The sequence below is a fragment of the Brevibacillus sp. HB1.4B genome (assembly GCF_013284285.1).
In the GTDB taxonomy this organism is placed as follows: domain Bacteria; phylum Bacillota; class Bacilli; order Brevibacillales; family Brevibacillaceae; genus Brevibacillus; species Brevibacillus porteri.
The window spans coordinates 43,077-61,164 of the sequence record NZ_JABSUT010000016.1 but is presented as its reverse complement, the minus strand read 5'-3'; the positions used below and the strand labels follow the sequence as shown (position 1 = coordinate 61,164).

Sequence of the window (18,088 nt, the reverse complement as noted above, 5' to 3'; positions counted from 1 at the left end):
TACACCATCATATTCACGAGACGTACAGGTTATCCGCACCCTATTGCTTTACGGCATAAAAAATCATACGAGGTGATTCATCCGCCACATATTCTTCAAATTGATAATTTCCAAATACTTGAATTTTTTCGAATCCAGCCTCTGTCAGCATCGCAATCATTTGCTGGGCAGAAAACAAGCGAACCTGCTCCATATACTCACGCGGTTCATTCGACGACTCGTCGGAAATCAGTATCCGCTTTTTCACAAACCCATCCTGGATCCAGCGTTCTTCTTTAATCAACATCCCACTGACTTCCTTCGTAGAGTGCGGCACGAGATTATCGATGACGTACGCTGCATTTAAGAAATCGATGACCACTTCACCTTTTGTTTTGAGTGCTTGTGCCATGTTACGAATAACGTTAGCATTTTCTTCATCTGTGGAGAAATAACCAAAGCTGGTAAACAAATTCACCACGATATCAAATTCTTCGCGAAACGGAATGTCGCGCATGTCACAGCGGGCAAAACTTAGCTGTGGATAGGTGTTTTGTTCCTCGGCTAACTGTAAAAGAACAGGCGACAAATCCACACCAACTACTTCATACCCCCGGCGAGCCAGCGCACGCGAATGACGCCCGCTCCCGCAGCAAAGATCAAGTACGCGTCCTGTGTCCTTTACCGGCAATCTTTCCAACAGATTAGCGATCTCTCCATCTGCTGCCGAATCGTCCCTATGACGATACACAAGCACATAATCTTCGCGAAAGCTGCGTTCAAACCATTCTTCTGCCATGTCTGAGCCCCTTTAATTCCAAGATGTTCTTATTATACCACAGCGGGGTTTATCCGTAGCCGATTTGCGTGTGGCAAAGTGTACGAAAGCTTTGTTGAAAAATATAGAAATTACTTTACATACATACTGTATGTATGTTAAATTGACGTCATCCACTTGTGAGGGAGAGATCCATAATGAAAGTGAACAGCTTTTATCCTGTCATTTTGACAGAACAAGTTGCGGCTAGCTCGAAGTTTTATCGCGAGCACTTTGGATTTGAAATGGTTTTCGAAGCAGACTGGTATGTGAGCTTGCAAAATCAGAGCAGCACTCCGGCATTTGAGCTAGCCATCTTAGATCCTTCACACAACACGATTCCACAGGATTTCCGAAAGCCAGTAGAAGGTGGTCTTATCCTTAATTTCGAAGTCGATGATGTTGATGCTGAATACGAAAGACTTATAGTGAAAGCAGGTCTTCCTCTCCATCTCGACATAAAAGACGAAGAATTTGGTCAGCGGCATTTTATTACATCCGATCCGAACGGCATTTTACTTGATATCATAAAAGTAATCCCGCCCTCTGAAGCATTTGCTGAAAGTTATGTTGACCCTGTATAATCTGGCATGAAATAAGTAAGGAGATCGCATAGCATGAAGATGTCCAAAGCAGAGCAAAAACAGCAGACGATGCAAAAACTGATCGAAGTGGCAAGAGAGATGTTCTCCAGGCAAGGCTACGCGGATGCCGCCATGGAAGACATCGTGAAACAAGCCGGGGTGACCCGTGGCGCACTGTACCATAACTTTGGGAGCAAAGAAGGATTATTTGAGGCAGTATTGGCTTCTGTCCAACAAGAAATCGGAGAGCGCGTAGAAGCTGAAGCTGCGAAAAGTGAGGATCTTTGGCAACAATTGATCTTGGGTTGCCTGGCCTTTGTCTCCTCAGCCGTCGAACATCGCAACAAGCGGATTTTGCTTATCGATGGCCCTTCTGTCATCGGGTGGGAAACGTGGCGCCGAATGGACGAGGAAAACTCCATGCGGCATCTCAGGGAGCAGCTTCAAACGATGCAGGAGCAAGGATACCTACGACCCGTTTCTATCGATGCTCTGACGCATTTGCTGTCTGGTGCGATGAACGAAGCGGTGCTCTGGATTTCGGAGACGCCTGATCACGAAAAGTCCCTTGAGGAAATTTCAGCAGCGATAACCCTACTCTTGGAAGGATATCGCACCAAATAAAAACAAAGCACCCCTGCTTCCGCCTCTTACCGGCAAAATGCAGGGGTGCTCTGTTATTGTAAAGGGTTTTTATGATGAAAAGCGGGTAGCTCGTCCAATTCGAATTTTTTCAGCAGCCCGAGCAATAATGCTTTCTACCGAGGATGGGTCATCCACAACATCGTATTCGTTGATATTGACCCGCAAAATCGGACAGGAAGTAAAGGAGGCAATCCAGCTATCATAGCGACCAAACAAATCCTGCCAGTAATCTACTGGCGTTTGTTGCTCCATCGGACGCCCGCGCTCTTTTACGCGGTCAATAATATCATCGAAGCTTCCCTCTAAGTAGATCAAAATATCCGGATGCGGGAAGTAAGGCGTCATGACCATCGCTTCAAAAAGTTCTGTATAAGTGCGGTAATCTTCTTCTGTCATGTTGCCTTGCTCGTACAGCATACGGGCAAAAATCCCGGTATCCTCATAAATGGAGCGATCTTGGACAAAGCCGCCGCCATAATCAAACATCCGTTTTTGTTCCTTAAAGCGTTCTGCCAAAAAGAAAATTTGCAAATGGAAGCCCCAACGCGATAAATCGTTATAGTAACGGCCCAAATACGGGTTATTATCAACCTTTTCTACGGACACACGAAATCCGAGCTGATCTGCCAAGGCATGCGTAAAGGTGGATTTTCCTACCCCTACTGTCCCCCCGATCGTAATCACTGCGTTGCTCGGTATCCCGTATTTTTCACGAAGCGTGCTGTTTTGAAACCTCGACATGTACGCAACTCCTTATCCCCATGCTTACTTTTCCTTTGTTCCCTAACCTTCTTGTCCCATCAACTCTTGAATCCGTGGTGCAATTCGATCCAGTACAACCTTCAAATCTTCTGGTCTATGTACGAAATCCAAATCGTCACAATCGAATTTGATGACAGGCGTATCCGGATGATGCTTTTCAAACGCTTCCATAAACTCGTTGTAATCAGCAATCAGGTTCTCCATATAGGTGACATCCATGCTGCGCTCCATTTCGCGATCGCGCATCGCAATCCGCTTCATCACGGTCTCAATCGAAGCTGTCATGTAGATCACCAAATGGGCCTGAGGCAAATCCTCTGTTAGGATATCATAAATTTTGAGGTACTTTGGCAGGTTATCTTCTTGTAACGTTCGTTTGGCAAAAATCGTATTTTTGAAAATATTGTAATCAGAAACAACGGAAATTCCTTGATTCAGGAACTGTGAATGAATATCCTGCAACTGCTTGTAACGATTGCAGAGGAAAAACATCTCGAGTTGAAAGCTCCATTCGGCAATATTTTCATAAAATTTACCCAGGAACGGGTTTTCGTAGACGATTTCTTCCAGTAGCTGCAAGTTGCATGCACGGCTTAGTTCCCGCGATAAAGAGGTTTTCCCAATACCAATAGGTCCCTCAACGGTAATCAATATGGACTTCATGTATGCTTCGATTCCTTTCAAGAAAATGAGAGCACTCCGTATTGTAGCATGTATGTAAGCGTTTGTCGAAAACATTCACACCGTGTCGTTTGGTATCATTTGGTACTCTTTTTTGCTAAAAGAAAAACTGCTCTTCATCAAGAGCAGTCTTGTTTTTACGTAAAATATTCAACGCGAGCTTGCGGAAACAGTCGGGCAATTTCACTTTCCAAATGGGCCTGCAACGCCTTTGCTTGAATATCGGGATAGACATACTTCCCTTTCCCGTATTTCCCCCATTTGTACTTGCGCTCCTCTTCCTTCATCTCCAACTTCGTTTTTGGATAGCGCTGGAGGATCAAGCTTTTAGCGATCTTGGTAAAACGGTGCTGGATTAGCTCGAACGTCAAATCCTCCATCGCTTCGGGAACCAACTGCGAACGCAGTCTTTCCAGCAAATCGGTATACCCCGCTTCCCATCCGTCAAACCAATACAAAGGCGCTAAAATAAAGCCGAGTGGATAACCGGCCTTGGCTACCTTCCCTGCTGCCTCTAGTCGCTGATCAAAGCTGGAGGTGCCTGGTTCGAAATTTTTGATGACATAGTCAGCATTCATGCTGAAGCGAAATCGGGTATGCTTGTTGTGCTTAGCATCCAGCAAGGAATCCACGTGATGAAACTTGGTCACGAAGCGCAGCCGCCCAAACTCCTGCTGGCCCATAAACTCAATCGCTCGTTTCAGATTGCCCGTAAGATGCTCAATACTAACCGGATCGGATGTACAGGCTGCCTCAAAACGAGTGATTTCACCCGGGCGTTCTTGGATGTACTTCTCGGCCTTCGCTAGAATCTCATCTGTATTGACGTACACCCGAACATACGGCTTTGTCCCGATATTTGTGTTCAAATAGCAATAGTGACAGTGGGCAGCACATCCCGTAGCCAGAGGAATGGCATATTCTGCGGAAGGCTTGGAGGTCTCGAACTTCAATGTTTTGCGTACCCCAATGACCAAGGTCCGCTTCGCATTCCGATATTTCTCTACTTCTGTATCCCCAGGGATGCCACGGACCTGATTATGGCTGGTCGTCATCTGCATCGGGATTCCTTCCTTTTGAAAACGGCGATACAGCTCTTGACCAAGAGGATAGTTCAGTGCATTTGGCTCGACGAAAATATAATCCGGAACAAACAGCTTGCTGCCTTTCTGCTCCGTCTTTTCAGGTCTTTCTAAAAGGGTCGTTCCCATAGCTATCATCCCCCTTCATCTAGTATGCCCGTGCCATTCGACTGGACGTAAGGGGAAGTATGGCTGTGCCCCGTTATTTTAGGGTGTTCTTAAAATCGCGTAACAGCGCCTTTGCTTGCTCCTGTTGAGCGAGCGGTACTTGCAGTGTATAGACATGTCCTGCTTTTTTGGTCTGTCTGGACAAAAGCCTGACTCGAATTCCTTTCATTTCTAAATAACGCCGACATTCCTGAGCAATCCGCGGGAGGCCATACGATTCATGAATCGTAACCCATTTGATCCACATGCACCTGCACCCCATCCTTACACACTTCTTTCTTTTACAGTAAGCAGTGGACAGGCGATTGGTTCAAAAAAACAGCTTGGCTGGCAATTAATGAAAACCGTTTTGGCACCTGCGCCGTCTAATGCTAGAGGAGGGGAAAAAGTGAATCTGGAACAGCTCGTTTCATGCGCAAAAGATGGGGATGATGATGCCTTTTTTCAACTCGTCAGCCTTCATAAAGAACAACTGTATAAAATCGCCTACGCCTTTCTTCGTAACGAGACAGATGCATTAGAGGCCATTCAGGAAGCGACGTGCCGTTCCTATCTCAAGCTGGCACGATTGAAACAGCCTGCGTATTTTCGTACATGGCTGACTCGCATCCTTATTCATATTTGTCTGGATGAGCAAAAGCGCCGAAAACGGATCATCTTGGATCCCATGGAAGAGGACGTCGAAAGTCGTGCAAGTATTCCTATGGATGATCAAAATGTCGAGCGTATTCAAATCGAAGAGGCTCTCGGTCGTCTCAATCCAAATTATCGTCACATCATTATTTTGAAATATTTTGAAGATCGGACGATACGCGATATTGCAGAGGTACTCGGTCATCCGGAAGGCACGATCAAAACATGGCTACACAAAGCTTTGGGGGCACTCCGCAAAGATCTCGGGAAAGGCTGGTGAGCATTATGCTTGAGAATGAAAAAAAGAATGCGGGTCCATTCATGATTCCCGCTGAGATTGATCAATACATTCGGAATGGGATGGAACAGGCAAAAGAGCTGCGTCAAAATCGGAGCCGCAATCGGTGGATTCGCATTGGTTCTAGTCTGGTTGCTTGTCTGTTCATTTTCGTGTTTATTTTTTCCGTTCGCCTTTCACCTGCTGTTGCCGCTTATGTCAGCTCGATTCCAGGGATGGAGAAGATCGTTGAGTTTCTTCGGGATGATAAAGGCTTGCAAAAGGCAGCAGAACACAATCTTGTCCAAAATATTGGCGCCAGTGGTTCACTTGAGGGTGTCACTTTTACGATTGATCAGGTATTAGCAGATGAAAAACGGATGCTCCTCTTCTATACACTGAAGAATGATCTCCCTGATAAAGAAGTAGCCCTTCACAAAATCGAGTTGTTCGATCACTCTGGAAAGGAGTGGGAGCACGGTGTTTCCTGGTCCGGCATGGGCAGCGAAGACCCTGTGATCCGAAACCGTATTGATATTGTCATCAACGAAGCTACCGAAATACCTGATGTAATGACAGCAAAAGTCACGCTGGAAATCGATCATATCAAACAAGCTACTCCCCTATCGATTGACTTTGTGGTCGACAAAAGCAAGTACAAGACTTTTGAGAAAAAAGTGTATCCGGTGATGAAGGAAGTCACGGTTGACGGACAGCGGTTTACGATTGAACAAATTGCAGTCTTTCCTACACAAACAGAAGTGAGTATCCGATTTGACCCGGCCAATAAAAAGCATGTCTTTGATTTTGATAAATTAAGACTTGAGGATGAACAAGGGCAAACGTTTGCTTTTTGGGGGAATGGCGTTCCTGTTCGTGATAACGGAGAAAACGGAAGGATATACCATCTAGAGAGCATCTATTTTGTGGAACCAGAAAAGCTCTACCTGAAAACAGATGGCATTCGAGCTTTGGACAAAGATCAATTGCAAATCGTGATTGATGCGAAGACAGGTACACTCACAGAAGTACCGGATGATCGCCTAAAACTAACGGCGCTGCGTCAAGTCGATGATGTGGTGGGCATGGACTTCTCTTTAAAGGTGCCGCCCCAAGATAATCACTCTCATATCTCTCTTGGGTATAACATGACGGACAACCGCGGAAATGAATATGATTATGTGCAAGGAAGCACCTATTCCACAGAGGATGCATCCATCCAAAACTATTCCGTGCTACTCAAACGAAAAACAAACAAAGGCACGCCTACTCACTATTCTTTTCCTTTGTCCAGCTATCCTGAACGACTTCAAGGTACATTCTCTGTAGAAATCAAATAAAAAATGCCCCATCAGTGATCCGCTTGTATGGCATCGCTGTGGGGCATTCATTTTTGGGTTCACCGAATTAATCTACAACCGCCCAGTGATTGGTCGGCCCATGCCCGCCACCTATTTGCGGAGCTGTCTTAATTGCTTCGAAAATAAAGCGATTTGCTTTTTCAACCGCAGTGATGAGCGGTGTATTTTTTGCTAACTCTGCTGTAAGGGCCGCTGAGAATGTACAACCTGTTCCGTGGGTATGACGTGTATGGATGCGCTCATGGGACAGTTCATGGAATGCTGTACCGTCAAACAAAATGTCCACGACTACGTCCCCTTGCATATGTCCACCCTTCATTAGGACATTGCGGGCGCCTAACGCATGTATCGCTTTCGCCCCTTCGCGCATCTCTTCCGTCGTTTCAATTCTCATTCCAGTCAAGCATTCTGCTTCCGGCAAGTTAGGTGTGACGACTTCCGCGAGAGGCAACAACTCTTTTTTCAATGCAACGATTGCCTCATCCAGCAGTAGCTTTGACCCTCCCTTGGCAATCATTACCGGGTCTACCACCAGCTTTTTCAGGCCAAATGCTTTGACCTCTTCCGCAACAGCACGAATAATATCAGCGTTAAACAGCATGCCCGTTTTCGCCGCATCAGCGCCTAGATCAAGCAGCACCTCATGCATTTGCTGTGCAACCGCCTCTGTCGGCAACGGATAAACACCTGCTACACCCAATGTATTTTGTGCCGTGATTGCTGTGATCGCACTCATTCCGTACACACCGAGTTGATGGAAGGTTTTCAGGTCTGCCTGAATCCCAGCTCCCCCACCGCTATCTGAACCCGCTATGGTCAATGCTTTCGCAATCGTGCTCATGATATTCCCTCCTGCTTTCCACCTTTTCTCACCTGAGTATACCATCCGCTCGTCCCATTCGGTATACTAAAGGAATGTTTGCCAACTGTATGAAAAGGGGACCTTCCATGTCATATCGTATCTTTTATTGGTTAACCTTTCTCATTCCAACCATTATCATCGGGGGCTTCGAATTCATCCGTCATGACTTTTTACTCCCCTACATGTCTATGGAAGCGGGAAATGTATACATTACCCTCTTAACGCTCTTTCTCTCTTTTTTATTCGCCACTTGGATGTTTCACACCCTCAAACAAATGAATGCACGAATTGTCGAGGAACAAGCTCGTCGCGCTGTTTATGAAGAACGGGAACGCCTTGCCCGCGAATTGCACGACGGGATTGCGCAGTCTCTGTTCTTCCTCAACGTAAAGCTCAAGCAGGGACAATTGGACGATGCCCGGGTCGCTGTTTCTGCCATCGACAATCATGTACGCCAAGCTATTTTTAACTTGCGCTCATTGCCAGAAGAAGGCAGTCTGGATCAACGCCTTGAGAAATGGCTGGCGCAATGGAGCGCTTTATCTGGAATCGACGTTGTCAGCGAATTGCATGTCAACGACGGATTTTTTACTCCCGCCGCAGAAGTACAACTGTTCGGGATCATTCAGGAAGCTTTTGCCAATATTCGCAAGCACTCTCAGTCCAAGCATTCGTGGATTCACCTCACGACGAATGAAACAACTGGCTGGGTTCTCGCCGTTGAGGACGATGGCATTGGGATCTCCAACCCTTCTCCCGATACGAAAAAATACGGTTTGTCCATGATGCGCGAGCGAGCGCGCCAGTTGAACGCATCCATCGACATTCAGTTACGACCGGCAGGCGGTACAATCATCCGCTTATCTTCTCATTCAGGAGGAAAAATACAATGAACGCATACCGTGTATTGATCGCCGACGACCACCCGATGGCTCGTATGGCCATTCGCAGCCTGCTTGATCCCGATCCCTCTTTTGAAGTCATCGGAGAAGCGCAAAATGGCGAGGAAGCTTTTCTCTTATGCGGACAAATACAACCTGACCTTGTGCTCATGGACATCAACATGCCGAAATGGAGCGGACTCGAAGCGACCCGCGAGGTCAAGAAAGCATACCCGCACATCAAAGTCGTCATTCTCAGCGTCTCCGATGACGTTGCTGACCTGATCACGGCCATTCAGTTCGGCGCCCAAGGTTACTTGCTGAAAAATTTAGAGCCTGACGACTGGATTAACTACTTGCATGCCTTGCTCGGCGAGGACAGTGAATTGACACGCGAAATGGCAACCCGGCTCATGTACCGCTTCCGTCAAGAAGAGGCGACGGATGAAATGGTACCAGATGTTCTGACCCCGCGAGAGCGAGAGATTGTCATGTATGTGGGAGCAGGAAAAACGAATCGGGAAATAAGCGAAGCGCTGATCATCGCAGAAAACACGGTGAAAAACCACTTAAAAAACATTCTCGAGAAGCTGCAATTGGCTAATCGCGTCCAGCTCGCTGCTTATGCGGTTCGCCATCATTTGGTCATCAAATAAAAAACATTGCTTTCTGCTCGATCAACTGTCATCCTTAGAAAGATACGTTTTCCACAGACCTAAGAAATGCAGGTGATCCGCATGATCGAAATCAAGACCTCCAAACTAAGCAATGGAGAATTAAATAGAGGTGTATTTGCAACGCAAGATATCCGAAAAGGCGACCTGATTCATGAAGCGCCCGTGCTGCCCTATTTGAACGAAGAGCATGAGCATATCGAGAAAACCTTGCTCGCGGATTATGCATTTGAGTACGGTGCCAATCATACAGCTTTCTTGTTAGGCTATGGCATGCTATTTAACCACTCCTACACGCCAAATGCCACGTATGAGATTAACTTCGATAACCACACGTTTGATTTTTATGCGTATACAGACATTCAAGCGGGTGAAGAAATCTTAATCAACTACAATGGTGATGAGGATTGCGATGATCCTCTCTGGTTTTATGAAGACCAACAGAAAGAAACAGATGAAACCAAATAAGCGTATGCTTTAAAAAGAATGAAAACCCGGAAACAGACACTTGAAAAAGTGACCGTTCTCCGGGTTGTTTTGTGTAACTCTATCTCTCCCATGTTATCGGGGCGGGCTTTCGCCTTTTCATGGACGAAGTGTCTTCTCGAAAAAAGACAGCCGCAGACCCGGCTTCACTTCTTTTTGAACGGTCAAGGTAAATCCATGTCTTTCATACAACCGAACGGCCGGTTCATTCATGGAACCAGTCGCGACGACTAGCTTGCTGCAATCATGCTCGTGGACAGAGGCAAGCAATTGACTCGCGATTCCCTTGCGAAAATGAACAGGATCTACAATCATTCGATGAATATCCAACGTTTCTCCCTCGATCAAAAAAGAAACTGCCCCTGCCATCTCGCCTTCCTCTATGTAGCCATAAAACGTTTCTCCACATATCCTCAGTTGTTCTACCGATTCTTTCAGGGGTGGAATATCTTCCGTACCAATTAGCTCTGCCTCTATACGATAGGCTCTTTGCTGCATGTTCCAAAGTTTTTGTACCGTTTGTTCATCCTGTAAATCTAGTCGCACGATCATTTTGGTTTCCCCCACTTTTAACTGCCTGGTACTGATTCAAAGCTATAATACACATAAGGATCTTTCGGTGCAGAGACGGCTTCAACCTGAGAGGCTTTGAGAACGAGCATGTCGTATCCGTCTACTTGACGCAGCTCGAGCTTGCCGCGAACTTTTACCCAGCTGTCTTTTGCCCATTTGTTCGCGTCCTCCTTTTCCACCAAAACACCATACACACTGGAATCTGCTGTACAGCAGGTGACGGAAAAACGCGCCACGACAAACTGTTGCTTCGTAAAATCAGGCTGCCGATATACAAAGCCCATCGTCTCAAGCTCTTTTCCAGCAAATTCTTTTGCATACAGCTCCATCGTGGTGAGTCCATCCAGGAACACTTTGTCATTCAGTTCAATCACTGGCTGTTTATGTAAAAAGACGGCGATATCCGCGTAAAAGTCACCAAATCCCCCGTTTGAGAATCGCTGCCGCAATTGTTCGTCGCTTGTCGCTTGCACTGGGGGTGTTGCTCCTTGATTGGTATCCTCTGGCTGTGGTTCTACGATTGGATCGGCATCCTTTTTTACCTCTGCTGTTTGCTCCACATTCTCTGTCGCATTCGCGTTTGCCGTAACATCCGCCAGCTTTCGTACATCGTTGCTGAGAAGTGTGATTCCCCGCTTCTCCGCTACATCACTGCCAAGAATTTTATCCGGCATGACAAATCCCATCACGATTGGGAGTACAAACAAGCTGTAAACCAAAAAGGAGCCCATAGGTGTACGCGGAACTTTATGCTGCTCCTCACAATCGCAATCGTACACACTACTACCTACAAAAATTTGCCGAATGCTGACAATTGTCAAAAGGCCCATGATGACGAGCGTGACATAGCTAAACATGTGTAATCGCGGTGCGAGATAGTGACTGAGCGTTTCCGACAGGATCAAATAGGCCAACAACGCTGTAATGCCCGCTAATATCAGACTGCGCATGATATGATGACGCTTCAATTTGTTCTGATCCATATTTTCCTCCTTACATCGGCATGAGCATGGTGATGCAAATGACTAAAAGCGTAATAGCCACGACCAGCTTGACAACAAAACCAAATCGAAACGTTCCAAATAGCATCAGCGTCGTTTTTAAATCGAGCATGGGCCCGAAAACCAGAAATGCGAGCAACGAGCTGCTTGAAAACGTATTGGCAAAGGAAGCAGCAATAAACGCATCTGCCTCTGAACAAAGCGAAAACAAATACGCCATCCCCATCATGACTAAATTGGAGGTGAGCGGCGTTTGACCGATGTCCATGAGTGTATCCCGGCTGATGTACACCTGTAAAAGCGCACTGATAAACGCACCAAACAACAAATATTTTCCCATGTCAAAAAATTCGTCTACCGCGTGGGCAAATGTCGAGGACAGCTTGCCACCCGTCGTTTTTACATGGTCGGCTTCATGATTGATTTGTGATTCCATGCCGAGCCGTATCGGATTTTTTTTGACAAACAGGAAGACAAGCATGCCCACAATGAGAGCAACGACGAATCCCGCAACGCCCCGGTAGAGAGCCATTTCCGGCTGACGGGCGAAAGCGACATAGGTCGATGACAAAACTACGGGATTCACAATCGGTCCCGCCAGTAAGAAAACAATCCCGACTGACAGCGGCATCCCTTTTTGGATCAAGCGACGAACCACAGGGATAATGGCACATTCACATACAGGGAATAAAAACCCGAGTAACCCGGCAAACGGCAGGGCCACGAGCGGATGCTTCGGTGTCCAGCGCCTCACCTGCTCTTCCGTTACAAACGTTTGGATAAAGGCAGAAAAGAATACACCCAAGAGGACAAACGGGATTGCTTCCAGCCAAATACTAAGGAAAAAGGTTTTCACATCAAGCCACAATGGGGACCACTCTATGCTCCAACCGGAAAACAAGCTGCTGTCTCTGCCCATTGTTAACCAAACGACACTTAGTCCAAGCAGGAGCGCCCCGATTATTTCAACGAGGAACTGGCGAATCTTCAGAATCAAGTGGGAGTTCTCTCCTCTCCATTTGCAAATAGGTATCATTCCTATTTATATATAGACATCTATATTTCCTTCTTGTCCTTTTACTTTTTTTTGCAAAATGGACAGGTTGTACAGCCTTCCCTTCCCTCTGTATCCGTCTTATAATGGTGAAAAATGGAACGGGTCGGGGTGAATGAAATGAGCGAAGACATTCAGCGCATTCCCACTGATTTAGAGGTTTGTGAAGTACAGACGATCGATGAAGAAAAAGTAAACAGGCTTCGCCCCAGAATGATGGAGACGGAAGGTGTCGCTCCTCTCTTTAAGGCTCTCGCAGACGATACGCGAGCAAAAATCATTTACGCGCTGGCTCTAGAAGGAGAGCTATGCGTTTGTGATGTCGCAGCAACCATCAATAGTTCGATCCCTAATACCTCTCACCATCTGCGCTTGTTAAAAAATATGGGTCTGGCCCGGTACCGCAAAAATGGCAAGCTCGTCTATTACTCGCTCGATGATAATCATGTCCGTCATTTAATCATGTGTGGAATTGAGCATGCTGCCGAATTGAAGCAGTCAAAACCGTAAATTCACTGGCTACACGCAGGTCCGTCACTATGAGTGGCGGCCTTTTTTTGCTGATGTTCAAAATAACATTCAAATAATTACTTGAATATAATAATGAATATGGTATGATTTAGTTAATCCTTACCGAAAGAAGGCCCAAATCATGAACGACTATGACGTCATCGTAATTGGAGGAGGGCAGGCAGGACTTGCTCTCGGATATGCACTTAAACGTAAAAATCGCCGTTTTGTCATCTTGGAGCAAAACAAAAGGATCGGTGATAGTTGGCGGCAGCGGTACGATTCACTCGTGCTTTTCACGCCACGCAAACATAATCATCTACCTGGTCTCGCTTTCCCAGGAAAGCCGCATACACTCCCAAACAAAGACGATGCAGCAGACTATCTGGAAATGTACGCAAAACATTTCGAATTGCCAATCACGCTAGGAACAACTGTTTTGGAACTTAGCCGTGCCGGATCTAGATTTCAGGTTCGGACACGAGACAGCTTGCTCTTCGCGAACCAGGTAGTTATTGCTACGGGTCCCTTTCATACACCCTATATCCCGGCTATTGCAAACAGCTTGGACCCGAGCATTCGTCAATGGCACACCGCGCAGTACAAAAATGAAAGCCAGCTCCTTGACGGTCCTGTCCTCGTCGTGGGCAGTGGCAACTCTGGGGCTCAAATTGCAGTAGAGCTTGCCGCTCATCGACCCGTTGTTTTTTCTCAAGGAGAATCACGTTCTTACTTGCCGCTCTTCATTTTTGGAAAACCTATATTTGATTACATGAGGGCATTCGGGTTACTTGATGTCCCCCGCTCCACCTGGCTTGGACAAAAATTGAGTCAATCACCTGATCCGATATTCGGTTACAAAAAGCAGGTCCAAGAATTGTCCAGAATCGGAGCATTGCGATTGGTTTCACGAGCTGTACAGATGAACGGAAATACCGCTACTTTTGCAGATGGAACAAAAGCAACGTTCAACAACATTTTGTGGGCTACCGGTTTTCGACCGAACTACGATTGGTTAAACGTTCCAAACGTGCTCGATTCCGATGGCCGACCAATTCATCAACGAGGGATAACAAAAGTTCCTGGTCTATCCTTTCTCGGGCTACCCTGGCAGCATACAAGAGGATCAGCGCTTATGGGCGGTGTCGGGAATGACGCGCTTTATTTAGCAGAGCATCTATAAATCATTCGTTTGATAAGGAGGACACAATCATGGGCTTTCATCATCACGATCATGGAGATGGTCACGATCACCATCACCACGGAAAAGGAGCCAGTAAACGAGCTCTTCTCATTTCTTTCCTCATCATTGCTGTATTTTTGGTTGTAGAAACCATCGGGGGCTTCCTCACCAATAGTTTGGCGTTACTCTCTGATGCTGGGCATATGTTAAGCGATGCATTAGCGCTTCTGTTGAGCTTGATCGCGGTTCATTTCGCTGCACGGCCACCTTCTGCCAAGAGAACCTTCGGGATGAAACGCTTTGAAATCTTGGCAGCACTGACCAATGGTGTGACACTTGTACTGATTTCCTTGTTCATTTTCTGGGAAGGGTTCCAACGCATGTGGAATCCGCCTGAGGTTGCCAGCGGCTCCATGATCATCATCGCCAGCGTAGGTCTTTTGGCAAATATTGCGGCAGCCCTTGTACTCATGCGTGGCGACACCAAGAACAACGTCAATGTACGCAGTGCCTATCTCCATGTTCTCGGCGATCTTCTCGGTTCTGTCGGTGCAATCGTCGGTGGTATCCTGATGTGGGCTTTTGACTGGTACATTGCCGACCCGATCATCAGTATCGTCGTTGCAGTCCTGATCATGCTGAGCGCATGGCGCGTAACGAAAGAATCCGTCAATATTTTGCTGGAAGGCGCTCCTTCACGGCTGGATACGACAAAAGTAGAAGAGCGACTCAGTCAGCTGCCTGGAGTTATCAAAGTGCATGACCTCCATATTTGGACGGTTACTTCCGGATTTGATTCCCTGACCTGCCATCTGGTTGTCGAGGACGATTTGCCTAGCTACCTTGTGTTAAATGACGCGCTTGCCCTTATGGAAAAAGAATTCGGCATTACACACGCTACCATCCAGATTGAGAACTCGTCTACTACACACGGTGACTTACATTGCCAGGCAACAGCCGATTCCCACGATCATAACCACGATCATAACCATGACCATGATCACGACCATGCGCATGATCATAAACAACATAGCCATTCCTAACAAAAAAAACCCATCTCCCGACATTTTCGAGAGATGGGTTTTCTTGTGATTAATCTTCCATGGTAGACAGGTCACCCGTCGGTAGACCTAATTCCCATGCTTTCAAGACGCGGCGCATGATTTTTCCGGAACGCGTTTTTGGCAACTTGTCGCGGAATTCGATTTCACGAGGAGCAGCATGTGCAGCCAGCCCCTCTTTCACAAACTTGCGAATTTCATCCATCAACGCTTCACTTGGCTCATAGCCAGCTCGCAGCGAGATGAACGCTTTGATAATCTCACCACGTACCGGATCTGGTTTGCCAATGACGCCTGCTTCCGCTACTGCTGGATGCTCCACGAGCTTGCTCTCTACTTCAAACGGACCGACTCGCTCACCGGAAGTATTGATCACATCATCAATACGGCCTTGGAACCAGAAGTAACCTTCTTCATCCTTGTATGCAGAATCCCCGGACACGTACCAGCCTGGGATGCTGAAGTATTCTTCGTACTTCGCTGGGTTGTTCCAGATTTGTCTCATCATGGATGGCCAACCTGTACGGATAGCCAGATTCCCCATTCGATTCGGTGGCAGCTCATTTCCACGGTCGTCAATAATCGCTGCATAAATACCTGGGAACGGCTTACCCATCGATCCAGGCTTGATCGCCATACAGCGATAGTTAGAAATCAGCTGCGCACCTGTTTCCGTCATCCACCAGTTGTCGTGAATGCGTTGATTGAATACGCGCATACCCCAGTGAACGACTTCAGGATTGAGTGGTTCGCCAACGCTCAGGACGTGACGCAGACTGGATAAGTCAAATTGCTTGACGAGTTCATCCCCTGCCCCCATGAACATGCGGAACGTAGTCGGAGCACTGAACCAAATGGATACTTTGTTTTTCTCAATGACTTTATACCAGTCTTCGGGAGTAAAACGTCCGCCACGTACGACAATCGTTGCTCCATTCAACCAAGGAGAAAAAATGCCGTAAGAAGTACCCGTTACCCAGCCTGGATCTGCTGTGCACCAATAAATATCATCCTCTTGCAAGTCGAGAATCCATTTTCCAGTTTGGTAGTGCTGGATCATGGCATTGTGAACATGCAGAACACCCTTTGGCTTGCCCGTTGAGCCTGAGGTGTAATGCAGGATCATTCCATCCTCACGATCAACCCATTCGATTTCCAGCTCGGTGGAGGCTTCTTCCATTGCTTTTTCAAAGCTGATGTGACCTTCTTTTAGCTCCTCTTCTGCCCCTACAACAATCACGTGTTTTAATGCAGGCAGGTCGCTTACTGGAATGCGTGGCAAGAGTGCAGGTGTCGTAACAATCGCAACGGCTTCGCTATTTTCCAAACGATCACGCACAGCCGCTTCCATGAACGCTTCGAACAGCGGCCCTACGATTGCACCAACCTTAATCGTGCCTAAAACGCTTACATAAAGCTCGGGCGAACGCGGCATAAAGACGAATACGCGGTCCCCTTTCGCAATGCCCAGATTCCGCAAAACATTTCCGAATTTATTGGATAACTCGCTTAATTGCGCGAAAGTATAAGTCTCGTCTCTCGTCGCATTACTGTACATCAAAGCGATTTTGTCTTTCCGATCAGTAGCGAGATGTCGATCAATGGCTTCGTACACCATGTTCACTTTCCCAGTCTCATACCAAGAGAATTGCTTCTCCACATCCGACCAATCAAAACTCGCATATGTTTCGTCATAATTTTCCAGATTATAAGAGCCTTCCGTTGCTGGAATTTTCTCCACGTTCATGTCTTCACTCTCCCACTCAACATCGTTTTTCTCACTACACAACATTCATAATATTTCTACACTTTTCGAGTAATTCCTCCTACCAGAACCTACTTATTCGATTTCGAACATTTTCTTGTATAATGACGGTACTCTACTGCAAAGGAGATGGCTGTCCATGATGTTCTGGCTTATGTTACTTGGGGCTATCGCCTTGTTGCTTTTTCGAGCCTATCGCAATACATTTGATGTTCAAATAAAAGAAGTAGCGATACCCTTACAAAAATCCCGGCACCTTCAACAACCGCATGAGTTTGAGCCGGTTTCCATCTTACATTTGTCTGATTTGCACATGGAAAACTTATCTGTACTGCCCCAGCGCATTGTCGCTGACTTTTCGCAGCGACAGGTAGACCTGATTGCTATTACTGGTGACTTGCTTGACCGTGAAATAAACATTCCGAAGGCAGTTGCTTTTGTACAATGCCTCCAGCAATTACAGCCAGCACTCGGAATTTTTGTAGTTTTTGGCAATCACGACTATGTTCTTACCCCTTTCAAGCTCGCACAGTTGAAATCAGAGTTAGAACGTATTGGCTGTCGTGTTCTTATTAACGAAAATGAAACTGTCTATCACAAGGGGCAGCCCCTGCACATTATAGGTGTGGATGATTTCAGCACGCGCCATAGCAACCTGGCCAAGTCTTTCTTCGGTGTACCCGAGACAGGAGCAAGGCTCGTCTTAACACATGATCCTAATATCGTTTTGCGCATGAAAGAGTATGCTTACGATTATTTGTTGTCAGGGCATTTTCACGGAGGACAGATCCATTGGCCTCGCCCCTTTCATCTCGCAACGATGGGGAAACTGCCTAAGCTGAATATCGTGAAAGGTCTTCACGAGATGGATGGTCGACCCTTTTACATCAGTGAGGGCCTGGGGCAAACAGGGGCAAACATCCGTCTGCGTTCCCGTCCCGAGATTACGTTGCATGTATTGGGCAGTGATGCTCCATTCAACGAGATGGCCGCTCCAGCTGTTGCTCTACAAGAAACAGCTGCCACGCTCGCCCTCGACTAAGGTATAA

At 46.7% G+C, this 18,088-nt stretch carries 21 protein-coding genes; 11 read left to right on the top strand and 10 right to left on the bottom strand.

Going from position 1 to position 18,088, the window contains the following annotated elements; all coding sequences use genetic code 11:
• Nucleotides 1-40 precede the first annotated feature (40 nt).
• Nucleotides 41-778, bottom strand: coding sequence for a class I SAM-dependent methyltransferase (locus HP398_RS28265; protein WP_017247813.1), 738 nt, complete (start codon nt 776-778; stop codon nt 41-43).
• Nucleotides 779-954: 176 nt separating this feature from the next.
• Here HP398_RS28265 and HP398_RS28260 point away from each other — a divergent pair, with 176 nt between their 5' ends.
• Nucleotides 955-1,380, top strand: coding sequence for a VOC family protein (locus HP398_RS28260; RefSeq protein ID WP_017247812.1), 426 nt, complete (start codon nt 955-957; stop codon nt 1,378-1,380).
• Between the two features lie 33 nt (nt 1,381-1,413).
• The gene (locus tag HP398_RS28255; protein ID WP_017247811.1) at nt 1,414-2,004 is read left to right on the top strand and encodes a TetR/AcrR family transcriptional regulator; all 591 of its coding nucleotides are present in this window, start codon (nt 1,414-1,416) and stop codon (nt 2,002-2,004) included.
• Nucleotides 2,005-2,073: 69 nt separating this feature from the next.
• Here the strand turns inward: HP398_RS28255 and HP398_RS28250 are convergent, their stop codons facing one another.
• From HP398_RS28250 to HP398_RS28235, 4 genes are all read right to left on the bottom strand, one after another.
• Complete coding sequence (locus tag HP398_RS28250; RefSeq protein WP_017247810.1) at nt 2,074-2,766, bottom strand: deoxynucleoside kinase; 693 nt, start codon at nt 2,764-2,766, stop codon at nt 2,074-2,076.
• A gap of 42 nt (nt 2,767-2,808) precedes the next feature.
• Nucleotides 2,809-3,450 (bottom strand): deoxynucleoside kinase, encoded by a 642-nt coding sequence (locus HP398_RS28245; RefSeq protein WP_026043007.1) that lies wholly within the window; start codon nt 3,448-3,450, stop codon nt 2,809-2,811.
• Between the two features lie 155 nt (nt 3,451-3,605).
• Nucleotides 3,606-4,679, bottom strand: coding sequence for a spore photoproduct lyase (splB, locus tag HP398_RS28240; RefSeq protein WP_017247808.1), 1,074 nt, complete (start codon nt 4,677-4,679; stop codon nt 3,606-3,608).
• Nucleotides 4,680-4,752: 73 nt separating this feature from the next.
• A complete protein-coding gene (locus HP398_RS28235) occupies nt 4,753-4,980 on the bottom strand; it encodes a hypothetical protein (protein WP_017247807.1) in 228 nt (75 codons plus the stop codon).
• Between the two features lie 126 nt (nt 4,981-5,106).
• Here HP398_RS28235 and HP398_RS28230 point away from each other — a divergent pair, with 126 nt between their 5' ends.
• Together HP398_RS28230 and HP398_RS28225 are read left to right on the top strand one after the other, a co-directional pair.
• Nucleotides 5,107-5,631, top strand: a complete 525-nt coding sequence (locus HP398_RS28230; RefSeq protein ID WP_026043006.1) for a sigma-70 family RNA polymerase sigma factor — start codon at nt 5,107-5,109, stop codon at nt 5,629-5,631.
• Between the two features lie 41 nt (nt 5,632-5,672).
• Nucleotides 5,673-6,968, top strand: a complete 1,296-nt coding sequence (locus HP398_RS28225) for a DUF4179 domain-containing protein (protein WP_254476423.1) — start codon at nt 5,673-5,675, stop codon at nt 6,966-6,968.
• Between the two features lie 67 nt (nt 6,969-7,035).
• Here HP398_RS28225 and thiD read toward each other — a convergent pair whose 3' ends face one another.
• Nucleotides 7,036-7,830 (bottom strand): bifunctional hydroxymethylpyrimidine kinase/phosphomethylpyrimidine kinase, encoded by a 795-nt coding sequence (thiD, locus tag HP398_RS28220; RefSeq protein ID WP_173624275.1) that lies wholly within the window; start codon nt 7,828-7,830, stop codon nt 7,036-7,038.
• Between the two features lie 107 nt (nt 7,831-7,937).
• Here thiD and HP398_RS28215 point away from each other — a divergent pair, with 107 nt between their 5' ends.
• The 3 genes from HP398_RS28215 (at nt 7,938) to HP398_RS28205 (ending at nt 9,874) form a co-directional block, all read left to right on the top strand.
• Nucleotides 7,938-8,744 carry a sensor histidine kinase gene (locus tag HP398_RS28215; RefSeq protein WP_173624274.1) on the top strand — a complete coding sequence of 269 codons (807 nt, stop codon included), beginning with the start codon at nt 7,938-7,940 and terminating at the stop codon, nt 8,742-8,744.
• Nucleotides 8,741-9,388: a response regulator gene (locus tag HP398_RS28210; RefSeq protein ID WP_007724217.1), complete on the top strand. Its 648-nt coding sequence runs from the start codon at nt 8,741-8,743 to the stop codon at nt 9,386-9,388. Before HP398_RS28215 ends, HP398_RS28210 begins: the two co-directional genes overlap by 4 nt.
• Before the next feature lie 81 nt (nt 9,389-9,469).
• Nucleotides 9,470-9,874: an SET domain-containing protein gene (locus HP398_RS28205; protein WP_017247802.1), complete on the top strand. Its 405-nt coding sequence runs from the start codon at nt 9,470-9,472 to the stop codon at nt 9,872-9,874.
• 117 nt (nt 9,875-9,991) lie between these two features.
• Here the strand turns inward: HP398_RS28205 and HP398_RS28200 are convergent, their stop codons facing one another.
• The 3 genes from HP398_RS28200 to HP398_RS28190 are packed head-to-tail and all read right to left on the bottom strand — an operon-like array spanning nt 9,992 to nt 12,385.
• Nucleotides 9,992-10,444, bottom strand: a complete 453-nt coding sequence (locus HP398_RS28200; protein ID WP_173624273.1) for a GNAT family N-acetyltransferase — start codon at nt 10,442-10,444, stop codon at nt 9,992-9,994.
• Between the two features lie 17 nt (nt 10,445-10,461).
• Nucleotides 10,462-11,448 (bottom strand): TIGR03943 family putative permease subunit, encoded by a 987-nt coding sequence (locus HP398_RS28195; RefSeq protein WP_173624272.1) that lies wholly within the window; start codon nt 11,446-11,448, stop codon nt 10,462-10,464.
• A 10-nt stretch (nt 11,449-11,458) separates the two neighbouring features.
• On the bottom strand, nt 11,459-12,385 hold the full coding sequence (locus tag HP398_RS28190) for a permease (protein ID WP_483297076.1): 927 nt from the start codon (nt 12,383-12,385) through the stop codon (nt 11,459-11,461).
• Nucleotides 12,386-12,640: 255 nt separating this feature from the next.
• Between HP398_RS28190 and HP398_RS28185 the strand changes: the two genes are divergently transcribed.
• The 3 genes from HP398_RS28185 (at nt 12,641) to HP398_RS28175 (ending at nt 15,256) form a co-directional block, all read left to right on the top strand.
• Nucleotides 12,641-13,030, top strand: coding sequence for an ArsR/SmtB family transcription factor (locus tag HP398_RS28185; protein WP_173624271.1), 390 nt, complete (start codon nt 12,641-12,643; stop codon nt 13,028-13,030).
• Nucleotides 13,031-13,172: 142 nt separating this feature from the next.
• The gene (locus tag HP398_RS28180) at nt 13,173-14,213 is read left to right on the top strand and encodes a flavin-containing monooxygenase (RefSeq protein WP_173624270.1); all 1,041 of its coding nucleotides are present in this window, start codon (nt 13,173-13,175) and stop codon (nt 14,211-14,213) included.
• Between the two features lie 29 nt (nt 14,214-14,242).
• The gene (locus HP398_RS28175) at nt 14,243-15,256 is read left to right on the top strand and encodes a cation diffusion facilitator family transporter (protein WP_173624269.1); all 1,014 of its coding nucleotides are present in this window, start codon (nt 14,243-14,245) and stop codon (nt 15,254-15,256) included.
• A 49-nt stretch (nt 15,257-15,305) separates the two neighbouring features.
• Here HP398_RS28175 and acsA read toward each other — a convergent pair whose 3' ends face one another.
• On the bottom strand, nt 15,306-17,021 hold the full coding sequence (gene acsA / locus HP398_RS28170) for an acetate--CoA ligase (protein ID WP_173624268.1): 1,716 nt from the start codon (nt 17,019-17,021) through the stop codon (nt 15,306-15,308).
• Between the two features lie 160 nt (nt 17,022-17,181).
• Between acsA and HP398_RS28165 the strand changes: the two genes are divergently transcribed.
• Nucleotides 17,182-18,081, top strand: coding sequence for a metallophosphoesterase (locus HP398_RS28165; RefSeq protein WP_173624287.1), 900 nt, complete (start codon nt 17,182-17,184; stop codon nt 18,079-18,081).
• Nucleotides 18,082-18,088: the final 7 nt, after the last annotated feature.

Excerpts from the sequence above, each read along its gene's own strand:
- HP398_RS28225 (WP_254476423.1), top strand. The coding sequence starts at position 5,673 with ATGATTCCCGCTGAGATTGATCAATACATTCGGAATGGGATGGAACAG.
- HP398_RS28205 (WP_017247802.1), top strand. The coding sequence starts at position 9,470 with ATGATCGAAATCAAGACCTCCAAACTAAGCAATGGAGAATTAAATAGA.
- acsA (WP_173624268.1), bottom strand. The coding sequence starts at position 17,021 with ATGAACGTGGAGAAAATTCCAGCAACGGAAGGCTCTTATAATCTGGAA.
- HP398_RS28180 (WP_173624270.1), top strand. The coding sequence starts at position 13,173 with ATGAACGACTATGACGTCATCGTAATTGGAGGAGGGCAGGCAGGACTT.
- HP398_RS28215 (WP_173624274.1), top strand. The coding sequence starts at position 7,938 with ATGTCATATCGTATCTTTTATTGGTTAACCTTTCTCATTCCAACCATT.
- HP398_RS28190 (WP_483297076.1), bottom strand. The coding sequence starts at position 12,385 with ATGGGCAGAGACAGCAGCTTGTTTTCCGGTTGGAGCATAGAGTGGTCC.
- HP398_RS28200 (WP_173624273.1), bottom strand. The coding sequence starts at position 10,444 with ATGATCGTGCGACTAGATTTACAGGATGAACAAACGGTACAAAAACTT.
- HP398_RS28260 (WP_017247812.1), top strand. The coding sequence starts at position 955 with ATGAAAGTGAACAGCTTTTATCCTGTCATTTTGACAGAACAAGTTGCG.
- HP398_RS28165 (WP_173624287.1), top strand. The coding sequence starts at position 17,182 with ATGTTCTGGCTTATGTTACTTGGGGCTATCGCCTTGTTGCTTTTTCGA.
- HP398_RS28195 (WP_173624272.1), bottom strand. The coding sequence starts at position 11,448 with ATGGATCAGAACAAATTGAAGCGTCATCATATCATGCGCAGTCTGATA.
- HP398_RS28255 (WP_017247811.1), top strand. The coding sequence starts at position 1,414 with ATGAAGATGTCCAAAGCAGAGCAAAAACAGCAGACGATGCAAAAACTG.
- HP398_RS28245 (WP_026043007.1), bottom strand. The coding sequence starts at position 3,450 with ATGAAGTCCATATTGATTACCGTTGAGGGACCTATTGGTATTGGGAAA.
- HP398_RS28185 (WP_173624271.1), top strand. The coding sequence starts at position 12,641 with ATGAGCGAAGACATTCAGCGCATTCCCACTGATTTAGAGGTTTGTGAA.
- HP398_RS28265 (WP_017247813.1), bottom strand. The coding sequence starts at position 778 with ATGGCAGAAGAATGGTTTGAACGCAGCTTTCGCGAAGATTATGTGCTT.
- HP398_RS28235 (WP_017247807.1), bottom strand. The coding sequence starts at position 4,980 with ATGGGGTGCAGGTGCATGTGGATCAAATGGGTTACGATTCATGAATCG.
- splB (WP_017247808.1), bottom strand. The coding sequence starts at position 4,679 with ATGGGAACGACCCTTTTAGAAAGACCTGAAAAGACGGAGCAGAAAGGC.
- HP398_RS28210 (WP_007724217.1), top strand. The coding sequence starts at position 8,741 with ATGAACGCATACCGTGTATTGATCGCCGACGACCACCCGATGGCTCGT.
- HP398_RS28250 (WP_017247810.1), bottom strand. The coding sequence starts at position 2,766 with ATGTCGAGGTTTCAAAACAGCACGCTTCGTGAAAAATACGGGATACCG.
- thiD (WP_173624275.1), bottom strand. The coding sequence starts at position 7,830 with ATGAGCACGATTGCGAAAGCATTGACCATAGCGGGTTCAGATAGCGGT.
- HP398_RS28175 (WP_173624269.1), top strand. The coding sequence starts at position 14,243 with ATGGGCTTTCATCATCACGATCATGGAGATGGTCACGATCACCATCAC.